Origin of the sequence: Stenotrophomonas sp. AN71 (assembly GCF_050435725.1) — a bacterium.
In the GTDB taxonomy this organism is placed as follows: Bacteria; Pseudomonadota; Gammaproteobacteria; order Xanthomonadales; family Xanthomonadaceae; genus Stenotrophomonas.
The window spans coordinates 286,608-297,909 of record NZ_JBNDKU010000005.1 but is presented as its reverse complement, the minus strand read 5'-3'; the positions used below and the strand labels follow the sequence as shown (position 1 = coordinate 297,909).

The 11,302-nt window shown below is 66.8% G+C and carries 8 protein-coding genes; 3 read left to right on the top strand and 5 right to left on the bottom strand.

All coding sequences use genetic code 11. The features are described 5' to 3' along the window. Positions 1 to 271: 271 nt before the first annotated feature. The gene (locus ABH900_RS11055; protein WP_429622889.1) at positions 272 to 3,028 is read left to right on the top strand and encodes a TonB-dependent receptor; all 2,757 of its coding nucleotides are present in this window, start codon (positions 272 to 274) and stop codon (positions 3,026 to 3,028) included. A gap of 310 nt (positions 3,029 to 3,338) precedes the next feature. Here the strand turns inward: ABH900_RS11055 and ABH900_RS11050 are convergent, their stop codons facing one another. Then, the gene (locus tag ABH900_RS11050) at positions 3,339 to 4,952 is read right to left on the bottom strand and encodes an alpha-glucosidase (RefSeq protein ID WP_429622888.1); all 1,614 of its coding nucleotides are present in this window, start codon (positions 4,950 to 4,952) and stop codon (positions 3,339 to 3,341) included. Positions 4,953 to 5,165: 213 nt separating this feature from the next. Here ABH900_RS11050 and ABH900_RS11045 point away from each other — a divergent pair, with 213 nt between their 5' ends. Next, on the top strand, positions 5,166 to 6,164 hold the full coding sequence (locus ABH900_RS11045; protein ID WP_429622887.1) for a polyprenyl synthetase family protein: 999 nt from the start codon (positions 5,166 to 5,168) through the stop codon (positions 6,162 to 6,164). A gap of 104 nt (positions 6,165 to 6,268) precedes the next feature. Here ABH900_RS11045 and ABH900_RS11040 read toward each other — a convergent pair whose 3' ends face one another. After that, positions 6,269 to 7,054 (bottom strand): dienelactone hydrolase family protein, encoded by a 786-nt coding sequence (locus ABH900_RS11040; protein ID WP_429622886.1) that lies wholly within the window; start codon positions 7,052 to 7,054, stop codon positions 6,269 to 6,271. Between the two features lie 131 nt (positions 7,055 to 7,185). On the opposite strand from ABH900_RS11040, the gene ABH900_RS11035 reads away from it, so the two are divergent. Then, the gene (locus tag ABH900_RS11035; RefSeq protein WP_429622885.1) at positions 7,186 to 7,779 is read left to right on the top strand and encodes an SMI1/KNR4 family protein; all 594 of its coding nucleotides are present in this window, start codon (positions 7,186 to 7,188) and stop codon (positions 7,777 to 7,779) included. A gap of 110 nt (positions 7,780 to 7,889) precedes the next feature. Here ABH900_RS11035 and ABH900_RS11030 read toward each other — a convergent pair whose 3' ends face one another. From ABH900_RS11030 to murL, 3 genes are all read right to left on the bottom strand, one after another. After that, complete coding sequence (locus ABH900_RS11030; RefSeq protein ID WP_429622884.1) at positions 7,890 to 8,423, bottom strand: hypothetical protein; 534 nt, start codon at positions 8,421 to 8,423, stop codon at positions 7,890 to 7,892. Between the two features lie 127 nt (positions 8,424 to 8,550). Continuing rightward, entirely contained in the window at positions 8,551 to 9,960 is a 1,410-nt protein-coding gene (gene murD / locus ABH900_RS11025) for a UDP-N-acetylmuramoyl-L-alanine--D-glutamate ligase (protein WP_429622883.1), read from the bottom strand. Further along, complete coding sequence (murL, locus tag ABH900_RS11020; protein ID WP_429622882.1) at positions 9,941 to 11,293, bottom strand: UDP-N-acetyl-alpha-D-muramoyl-L-alanyl-L-glutamate epimerase; 1,353 nt, start codon at positions 11,291 to 11,293, stop codon at positions 9,941 to 9,943. Before murL ends, murD begins: the two co-directional genes overlap by 20 nt. Between the last annotated feature and the right edge of the window lie 9 nt (positions 11,294 to 11,302).

The window sequence follows — 11,302 nt, the reverse complement described above, 5'->3', positions numbered from 1 at the left end:
CAGCGGTTCCCCGCGGCTTTGACCCCCCGGTTGGGGCGGGCGGGGGGCGGCCAACCGGGTGATCGTGATTGCCGGCCAGCGGCCGGCACTGCCACGTGTTGCCTGAAAGCGATTACACCCCTGCAGACGCCATTGAATACGTATGCAGGGTGATTCCCGCGAAGAACGCGCTGCCTACCATAGCGGCGACGACAGCGGCCACCGCGTCGCACGTCTCCGGGCACTCCGGGACGCTCACGAATCGATCTGCAACATTGCCTGGGAGGGGAAAATGTTGAACCACAAGCGCAGTGCGCTGAGTCTCGCGCTGGCCGTTGTGCTGGCACCGACGCTGGCGTCGGCACAGTCCACGCAGAACACCACCACACCGGCCGGCACCGCCGCCACCGACCTGGACACGGTGCAGGTCACCGGCATCCGCCGCGGCATCGAGAGCGCCATTGCAGTCAAGCAGGACGCCACCTCGGTGGTCGAAGCGATCTCCGCCGAAGACATCGGCAAGCTGCCCGACGTCAGCATCGCCGAGTCGATCTCGCGCCTGCCCGGCCTGGCCGCACAGCGCGTGGCCGGCCGCGCGCAGGTGATCAGCGTGCGCGGCCTGTCACCGGACTTCGCCACCACCCTGCTCAATGGCCGCGAAGTGGTCAGCACCGGCGACAACCGTGGCGTCGAGTTCGACCAGTACCCGTCCGAACTGGTCAACGGCGTGACCGTGTACAAGACCCCGGACGCGGCGCTGGTCGGCCAGGGCCTGTCGGGCACCATCGACATGCAGACCGCACGCCCGCTCAGCTTCAGCGAGCGCGTGATCGCGGTCAGCGGCCGCTACCAGAAGAGCTCGCTCGGCAAGGCAGCCAATGTCGATCCGTACGGCAACCGCTTCAGCGCCAGCTATATCGACCAGTTCCTCGACAAGACCCTGGGCATCGCCATCGGCTACGCGCACAGCGACATGCCGATCCAGGAAAACCAGGTCGGCCTGTACGAGCCATGGACCACCGAGCACACCGACAAGGGCGACCGCCCGGGTGTGGGCGCTGGCACCTACTTCTCCGATGGCATCAAGGCGCTGCGCCGCACCGGCAACAACACGCGTGACGGCGTGATGGCCACGATCCAGTTCCGGCCGAACAACAGCTGGACCAGCACCTTCGATGCGTTCCACACCGAAGCCGAGCAGATCGATACCGCCAACCAGTTCGAGCTCAACCTGAGCAACTACAACGGCGGCTACACGCCCGGCCTGCTGGTCCGCAACCCGCAGGTCAATGCCACCGGCTCGTTCACCGGCGGCACCGCCAGCGGCGTGTACCCGCTGGTGCGCGGCATGTACAACAAGCGCAAGGACAAGATCGATGCCTTCGGCTGGAACAACGAGTTCAACTTCAGCGGCGTCAAGCTGGTCGCCGACCTGAACTACTCCAAGGCCACGCGCGACGAGCTGAACCTGGAAAACAACCTGCAGCTGACCCCGATGCCGCAGCTGGATACGATCGGCGTGACGATCCGCCAGGACGGGTTCTCGCAGATCAGCCCGGGACTGAACTACTCCAACCCCGACGCACTGTTCCTGACCAACACCATCTACGGCTCCGGCTATGGCAAGGTGCCGCAGGTGGAAGACCGCCTGAAGGGCGGCAAGCTCGCCGCGACCATCGCCCTGCCCGACGCCATGGCCTCGTGGGCGCCGGATATCGACATCGGCGTGAACTATGCCGACCGCCGCAAGGTGAAGACCCAGTCCGAGGGCAACATCCTGCTCGGCGCGCAGGGCGATGCCAACATCGCCGCGGACCTGCAGTACCGTCCGGTCAATCTCGGCTTCGCCGGGCTGGGCACCATTCCGGCCTGGAACGTGCCGGCCGCCGTGGCCCGCTACATGACCTTCAACCCGGTCGACAACCTGGACTACCTGATTCCCAAGTCGTGGACGGTGCAGGAGAAGATCACCACTGCGTGGGCGCGCCTGAACATCAACACCGATATCGGCGTGGTCGGCGTGCGCGGCAACGTCGGCGTGCAGATGCAGCACACCGACCAGAGCTCGGATTCGCGCTACTGGGACAGCTCGCAGCCGGCCGGCAGCAACGTGCAGCCCTATTCGAACGGGCGCACCTACAACGACTGGCTGCCGAGCCTCAACCTGGCCTTCATGTTCCCGCACCAGCAGACGCTGCGCTTCGCTGTCGCCAAGCAGGTCGCGCGCCCGCGCGTGGACCAGATGCGTGCCGGCCTGGAGTTCGGCGTGGATACGGCCACCGGCAGGCCCGGCGGCAGCGGCGGCAATCCGCTGCTGGATCCGTGGCGGGCCACCGCGCTGGACCTGTCCTATGAGAAGTACTTCGGCGAGAAGGCCTATGTGGCCGCGGCGATCTTCTACAAGGACCTGAAGAGCTACGTCTACACGCAATCGGTGGACAACTACGACTTCACCGCACTGCTGGGCAGCTACGTACCACCGCCGGGCATGACCTCGCCGGTGCTGACCACGGGCACGTTCTCCTCGCCGCAGAACGGCAAGGGCGGCACCCTGAAGGGCCTGGAGCTGACCGCCTCGTTCCCGCTGGACATGCTCACCGAGAGCCTGCGTGGCTTCGGCGTGCAGGCCAGTGCGACGTTCAACGACAGCGACATCAAGATCCTCGACCCGGAAAGCGCCTCCAGCGTGGGTACCGATCCGATCAGCCTGCCGGGCCTGTCCAAGCGCGTGTACAACTTCACCGCCTACTACGAACGCAGCGGCTTTGAAGCACGCGTCAGCCAGCGCCGCCGCTCGGATTTCATCGGCGAGATCGGCAACTTCAACGGCAACCGCAGCCTGCGCTACGTGGTCGGCGAGAACGTGACCGATGCACAGGTCAGCTACACCTTCAGCGACAGCAGCGCGCTGCGCGGACTGACCCTGCTGCTTCAGGGCAGCAACCTGACCAACGAGCCGTACCGCACCTACGCCGGCAGCAAGGACCGTCCGCTGGAGTACATCGAGTGGGGCCGCACCTACATGCTGGGCGTGAACTACAAGTTCTGACCTGCACGGTAGTGCCGGCCGCTGGCCGGCACCCCATCGAAAACCCGCTGCGCAGGCAGCGGGTTTTCTTTTGCGCGAGTGTCGCGACGGCCTCCGGTGGGTCATCGGCAAGGCCCATCCACGCATGGCGTGGATCTACCCGGCGACGCCCCATCAGTAGATCCACGCCATGCGTGGATGCCGATCACCCCCACACGGCCCCGGTAGATCCACGCCGTGCGTGGATGCCCATTCGCCGCAACCGCGCCCACAAAAAAGGGACGGGGCACTTCGGCCCCGTCCCCGCAAGTACCGCCACCGGAGAAAACGGTCAGCTGCGTCGGGCGCAATACACCGCACGCGGCGGCAGCTGGAGTTCATTGCCCTGCACCGTGCCCGCATCCGGGCCCGGCACGGCCACCTGCTGCCAGTTGCCCGGCGGCAGTGGATGGCTCACCGCCTCGGCCGACAGGTTGAAGGCCAGCAGGAGGGTTTCATCTGCAAGCATACGCTCGAACAGCAGCACTGGCTCGGCGCTTTCGATGAATCGGATGCGACCCTGCTGCAGCACCGGCTGGGTCCGGCGCCAGGCCAGGAAGGCGCGGAATGCCGCCAGTACCGACTGCGGATCACCCTCCTGTACGGCCACTGCAGCGGCCCGGTGTTCGGCCGGGATCGGCAGCCAGGGCTGGCCGGCGGTGAACCCGGCCAGCGGCGTGTCGGTCCACGGCAGCGGGGTGCGGCAGCCGTCGCGGCCCTTGAAGTTCGGCCAGAAGGTGATGCCGTAGGGGTCCTGCAGGGCCTCGAACGGTACCTCGGCCTCGGCCAGGCCCAGCTCTTCACCCTGGTACAGGCAGACCGAACCACGCAGCGAACACAGCAGCGCCACCAGCATGCGCGCCAGGCGCGGGTCGGCCGGATGGCCGCCCCAGCGGCTGACCGCCCGCTCCACATCGTGATTGGACACCGCCCAGCACGGCCAGCCTTCGGTCATCGCCGCTTCCAGGCGCGAGACCGTGTCACGGATGTAGGCCGCGCTGTAGTCGTTCACCAGCAGCTCGAAGCTGTAGCCCATGTGCAGGCGGCCATCACGGGTGTACTCGGCGGTGGTGGCCAGCGAGTCCTCCGAGGAGATCTCACCCAGGCTGACCGCGCCCGGGTACTGATCCAGCAGCGCACGCAGGCGCTCCAGGAACGGCAGATTCTCCGGCTGGGTGTTGTTGTAGTAGTGGTACTGGTAGGCGTACGGATTGTCCGCACTGAAGCCGCGCCCCACCCGCTTCTCCGCCGGCTTGGCCGGGTTGTCACGCAGCTGCGCGTCGTGGAAGCAGAAGTTGATCGCATCCAGGCGGAAGCCATCGACACCACGGTCCAGCCAGAAACGCACGTTGTCCAGGGTGGCCTGCTGCACCTCCGGGTGATGGAAGTTCAGATCCGGCTGGTCGACCAGGAAGTTGTGCAGGTAGTACTGCTCACGGCGCGGCTCCCACTGCCACGCGCCGCCGCCGAACAGCGACAGCCAGTTGTTGGGCGGCGTGCCGTCCTCGCGCGGATCGGCCCACACGTACCAGTCAGCCTTCGGATTGGTGCGGTCCTGGCGGCTCTCGCGGAACCAGGCATGCTCGATCGAGGTGTGGCTGAGCACCTGGTCGATCATCACCTTCAGGCCCAGGCCGTGCGCCTTGGCCAGCAAGCCGTCGAAGTCGTCCAGGCTGCCGAACAGCGGGTCGACGTCGCGGTAATCGGCGATGTCATAGCCGAAATCAGCCATCGGCGATTTGAAGAACGGCGAGATCCAGATCGCATCCACGCCCAGCGCGGCGATGTGGTCCAGGCGCTGGATGATGCCCGGCAGATCGCCCACCCCATCGCCGTTGGCGTCGAGGTAGCTGCGCGGGTAGATCTGGTAGATGACGGCTCCGCGCCACCATGGATAGTGCGACATCGACAGCCCCCTCCGGGCGTGCGGGACCCGCCGGAAGCGGGCCGAAAACCAAGTCCCGCAAGCTTAGCGGGGGCCTCACGGGCATGGCGCAGCCTGCATACGTATTCACGCTGGCGGCGGCCGCTGCCGGGCCAGCGCGTCCCGGTCGCCCGCTTTGCGCCCGAATTCACGGCCAGCGCCTATAATCAAAGGTGAGCCTGAAAGCCTGATCGCATGACCATCACCGAAGACACCCGTCCCGCCCTGGGCCTGCCCCAGATCCAGTCGCTTGCCGCGGCCGACATGGCCGCCGTCGACGCCCTGATCCGGCGCCGTCTGTCCTCGGACGTCGTGCTGATCAACCAGATCGCCGACCACATCATTTCCGCCGGTGGCAAGCGCCTGCGGCCGATGCTGGTGATGCTGGCCGGCCACGCGGTCGGCAGCGCCGGCCCGGACCACCACCAGCTGGCGGCGATCATCGAGTTCATCCACACCTCCACCCTGCTGCACGATGACGTGGTGGACGAATCCAGCCTGCGGCGTGGCCGCAGCACTGCCAATGCGCTGTGGGGCAATGCACCAAGCGTGCTGGTCGGCGACTTCCTGTACTCGCGCAGCTTCCAGCTGATGGTCGAGCTGGAGCGCATGTCGGTGATGCAGATCCTGGCCGATGCCACCAACCGCATCGCCGAGGGCGAGGTGCTGCAGCTGCTGCACGTGCACAACCCGGATACCGACGAAGCCGCCTACCTGCGCGTGATCGAGCGCAAGACTGCGGTGCTGTTCGCCGCCGGCACCCGCCTGGGTGCGCTGGCCAGTGGCGTGGACGAAGCGACCCAGCAGGCCCTGTTCGACTACGGCATGCACCTGGGCTTCGCGTTCCAGATCGCCGACGACGTACTGGACTACTCGGCCAACGCCGATGAGCTGGGCAAGAACCTGGGCGACGATCTGGCCGAGGGCAAGGCGACCCTGCCGCTGATCCACGCCATGGCCCACTCCGATGACGCCACCCGCGAGCGCCTGCGCGCCATCGTGCAGGACGGTGATGCCTCGGCGATGCCGGAAGTGCTGGCGGCGATCCGCGCCACCGGCGGCCTGGAATACAGCCGCCGCCGTGCAGAGGAATACGCCGAAGCCGCCGAGCGCGCGCTCGATGGCCTGGCCGACAACGATGCCGTGGCCGCCCTGCGCGGTCTGGCCCGCTACGCGGTGCAGCGCTCGCATTGACGGGTGGAGGTGTGCCGACCAACGGTCGGCGCCCACGAGGCCGGCATTCCGGTAGGTGCCGACCGTTGGTCGGCACACCTTTAGCAGCCGAGCATGGCTCGGCTCTACTTGAACCGCTCCTCGAAGAACTCATCCAGCGCCTTCCACGCCCGCTTGGCCGCGCGTTCGTTGTACTGGCATCCCGGCGGACTGTTGGCATCGCGCTCGGCGAAGCAGTGCACCGCACCGCTGTAGTTGGTGAACTCCCAGTCCACCTTGGCCGCGCTCATTTCCTTCTGGAAACCGGCGATGTCCTCGGCGGTCACGCTCTTGTCGTCGGCACCGTTGAGCACCAGCACCGATGGGTGGGTGCCACCGGCCTGCGCCGGCAGCGGCGAACCCAATCCACCGTGCAGGCTGGCCACACCTGCAAGCGGTGCACCGGCACGGACCAGTTCCAGTACCGTCGTGCCACCGAAACAGAAGCCGACCGCGCCGATCCGGCTGGCATCCAGCGGCACCTTGCCGGCCTGCGCCTTGAGCACATTCACCGCCTCCAGCGCGCGGGCACGCAGCAACGGCCGATCGTTGCGCAGTTTGCTGGCCACTGGCCCGGCCTCGGCGTCGGTCTTGGGCCGCACGCCTTTGCCGTACACATCGGCGACCAGCACCACGTAGTCATCGCCGGCCAGCTGCTTGGCCTTCTCGACGGCCGATTCGTTCACGCCCTTCCAGTTGGGCACCATCACCAGGCCCGGACGCTTGTCATGCCCGCCATCGTCATAGACCAGCACGCCGCTGAAGGTCGTGCCCTGATGCTTCCACTCCACCGGCTGCGTCTTCATCATCGCCCATGCGGGCATCGCCGCCAGCCCCAGTACCATCGCCACGCCGCATCGCCACCTGTTCATGCACCTGCTCCAGAAAAAGGGGACGGAGGGGATTAAGCCGTATTCGCCCCTCTCGCGTCGCATTCTGCATTGGCTGCGTGACGCAGGTGTGGTTGGATACGACTTAATCCCCTCCGTCCCCTTTTTGCCGCATGACTCTTGTTGATCGTTTTCTGTCTGGCCTGATCCCCCGCCTTCCCGCTGATGATGCCCCGCAATGGGCTCACGTCCAGGGCGCCAGCGCCGAAGACCTGCAGCGCCTGCGCACGCAGTGGCCACAGGCGCCGGACAGCCTGGTCGCGCTGCTGTCGCGCGTGGATGGCACGCACTTCCGCGAGTATCCCGCCGGTGAGGTCAGCGTGCTGATGCTGGGTTCGGATGTGGAGGACGGCGGCTATCCGTATTACCTGCGCTCGGTCGCGCAGATCTTCGAGGATCATCAGCAGTGGGACGACAGCATCCGTTCCATCTACGAAGAGTGGCTGGATGACGAACCGGAGATCCTGGGTGAAGGCATCGACGCGGATCTGCCGATGAACCGCCGCCTGTGCTTCTCGCACTGCATGAACAACGGCGGCACTTCGATGTTGTATCTGGATTTTGATCCGGCGCCGGGCGGTACGGTCGGCCAGGTGGTGCGCTATCTGCACGACCCGGACAGCTACGCGGTGATCGCCCCTAGCTTCGATGCGTACCTGCAGGAGCTGATTGATCGCGATTACGCGTTCATCGACGAGGACGGATGAAGGCAGCCGAGCATGCGCTCGGCTCTACAGTAGACCTGCGGCATGCGTTGATGGACGCCGCAGCCTCCGCCCCCCCGGCAGTAGATCCACGCCATGCGTGGATGGCGGGTTCACCCGCGCTCGATCCAATGCAACGTGCCCGGCTCGAGCGCCAGCAGCTCCCCTGCGGCCAGCTGCGCCCGCGACCAGCGACGCTCGGGCGGCACCGGCTGCCGCGCCCCCACCGAACCGTCGTAATCACGCACCAGAAGCCCGATGCGCGCCGCACCCGCGCCCAGCAGGGCATCAATGCGCTGCAGCCATTGGCCGGCGTCGCCCAGGGCTTCATCCCGGCGCACCTGCTGATCCTGCTCATGCCGCGCCAACTGCTCGGCCAGTGCGCGCGCGATCTTGGCCTCGCTCCAGCCCTTCCTCCGCCAGCGCTCGGCATCGCCCTTCCACTCCGGCTCCGCACATGCCGATGCCAGCGCCGTACCGCAGTCGCAGTGGCCTGCGCTCAACCAGGGCTGCCAACCACAGCCGACGGCTGCCTGCAGGCTGGGCGATGCCTGCGCAAACAGGCGCCGGCCGCTGCGCTCCATGATCGCGGCGGCTTCAACATGCGGGAACGACGTGGGCAGGAACAGGGTGATGAACGTGCACATGCAGGTGCCGGATCCGTCCGGGGAATGCACCCATGGTAGATCCACGCCATGCGTGGATGGGTGCACAGGATCCCGCTGGGGTCAGAGCCCTTTCCTGCGGAAAGGGATCCGACCCCGACCCGGCGGATCAGGCGATGCCCAACCCCGGAATCGCGCTGATGCTGTCCGGGTCGAACCCGGCCAGTTCGGCGAAGTGGCGGCCACGGGCCACGTAATCCCGATAGGCACCGAAACTCGGCGCGCCAGGCGACAGCAATACCACCCCACCCTGCGCGCCCAACGCGCGACGCGCCAGCGCCATCGCCTCGGGCAGGTCACCCGCCGCATGCAGGCCGAAGCGGCCGGCGTCGGCCAGCGGCTGCAGCATCGCGTGGATGCGCGGACCGTTACTGCCCATCGTCACGATCTCCACCGGCGGCACATCGTGCGCCATGTGCTGCATGAAGTCGGTCCAGTCCAGGCCGCGATCATGACCGCCCACCAGCAGCGCGATGCGCTGGCCGGCGAAGCATTCCAGCGCCGCCAGGCTGGCATGCGGCGTGGTGCTGATCGAATCATTGATGTAAGTCAGGCCATCGATCACGCCAACCCGCTGCAGGCGATTCGGCAGGGGCCGGAAATCCTGCACCGCCGGTGCCAGCGCCACAGCATCCAGGCCCAAGGCTTCCAGCGCGGCCAGCACCGCGCACAGGTTGCCACGATTGTGGCGGCCCGGCAGCGGCGTGTTGCGGGTATCGAATACGGGCTGCTCGCCGCGATGCACGATGTCAGCGCGCATGTGCCAGCCCCGCGGCTGGTTGAACCAGACCACGTCGCTGTCGGGCAACGACAGCGCGGCCAGGTGCGGATCGGCTGCATTCAATACCGCGATGCGCGGCGCGGCTTCGGTCACCAGCCGCAGCTTGTCTTCGATGTAGCGCCGCTCGCTGCCGTGCCAGTCCAGGTGCTCGGGGAACAGGTTCAGTACCACCGCCACCTGCGGGTGGGCACCACTGCGCGCAACTTCGCCGGTCTGGTAGCTGGACAGCTCCACCGCCCAATAGTCAGGCGCCGGCTGCGGATCCAGCACTTCCAGCAACGGCAGGCCGATGTTGCCGACCAGGCCGGTGCGATGACCGGCCGCACGCAACAGGTGCGCAAGCAGCGCGGTGGTGGTGCTCTTGCCCTTGGTGCCGGTCACGCACACGGTGTCGTGCACGATGCCGTCGTCGGCCGCGTGTTCGGCAAACCACAGCGCGGTGCCACCGATGAAGGTGGTGCCCTGCTCCGCCGCTACCAGCGCGATCGGCTGATAGGGGCTGATGCCGGGCGACTTGATCACCACGTCGAACGCCGCCAGCGCCTCGGCCGAGGGCTCACCACGAACGTCCAGCGCGCCGTGCGTTTCCGCACGCGCTGCCTCGACTTCAGCGGCTGGGCAGAACAGGCTCAGGCCAAGCGATGGCAGGCGCGCGCGCAGCACCACAAATGCGGCACGTCCCTCACGGCCCCAGCCCCACAGCGCAACGCGCTTTCCTTCAAGCTGCGAAATCTTCACGCACCCGTTCCCACAGCGCAGACGGAATACGGTGCTCGCCCTGCAGCTGCAGCAGCGGTGCCAGTTCCAGTTCGGCGGCATCCAGCTGCGGCTGGATCTCGTTGCAGAAGCGCTTCACCAACACGTCTTCCTTCCACTCCGGGCGCTGCGCCAGGGTCGCCATCGCCGCACGCGATTCGCGGCCTTCGCCCACGCATTCGAACGGCTTGTGGTCCTGGAATTCCAGCAGCGCGTCGAAGCCACCGGCCTGCTCGATGTCGTCCAGCAGATTGCGGCCGAAGATGCGCACCAGGCGGGGTTTCGGCATGAACGGGGCCAGGGCCAGGAACACGAAGTGGCACTTCGGGCAGACGCCGCACCAGCGGTTCACCGGGCGCTCGCCAAGGATATGGAAATTGCGGTTGCAGCTGGAGAAATGCGCGTCGTAAAAATCGCTCTTGGCGAATTGCCGGGCTACCGCCAGCTCCGACATCGGCCGCAGCAGCGAGTAGTACAGCAGGTCGGCGGCTACCTGCTTCTGCAGGTACTCACCAAAGGCCTGTTCGAACGCCCAGCCCTTGGACCACTGGTGGTTCACTTCGCCGGTGCCCGGAATCTGGCTGCCGTAGCTGGCCGAACGCTCGTTGGAGAACACGACCTGGTCCACGCCCTGCAGCAGCGCGGCCAACACCATGATCGCCGAGTTCACCGCGGTGACCGGGATATGGCCGTTCCACGCGCCCTGGCGGTTGAGCTCGAACAGTTCCGGCGCCAGCGCGCGGCCCAGATTGAGCGTTGGCAGGCCAGTACGTTCGGCACAGGCACGGATCAGCTGCGAGCCACCAATCCAGGTCACCGTTTCATCCACGCCGGCACGGCGCAGCGCTTCGATGCTGACCAGCGAATCCTTGCCGCCACCGATGGCCACCAGCGCGTGCGGCTGCAGGCCCAGCACCGGTGCCTGCACCGCTTCGCCCTGCACCGGCAGGCGGAAGCGCCCGCGCAGGTTCAGGCCGTTGCGGTAGGCGAACTCGCCCAATCCGTTGAGGTAGACCGTCTCCACCAGCGCCGCCGTCCCGGCATCGATGGCATAGCTGTCGATGCTGACCGTCTCCGGCACGCCGGCCTTGTAGTAGCTGACACCGGCAATCAGGTGCAGCAGCTGCAGCGCGCGCTGCACGGCGGCGGCGCGCGCCTCGTCCAGCATGAACGGGGCGCCCGGCACGGTGACGGTTTCCACCATCTCCGGGCCATCGTCGAAGGCGTAGACCAGCTTGGCCACGCCGGTCTCCGCGGCGAACTCGCAGCGGACGAAGCGGAAGCGGGAAACCTGGTGTTTATCGAAAGCAGTCATGGTGTATCC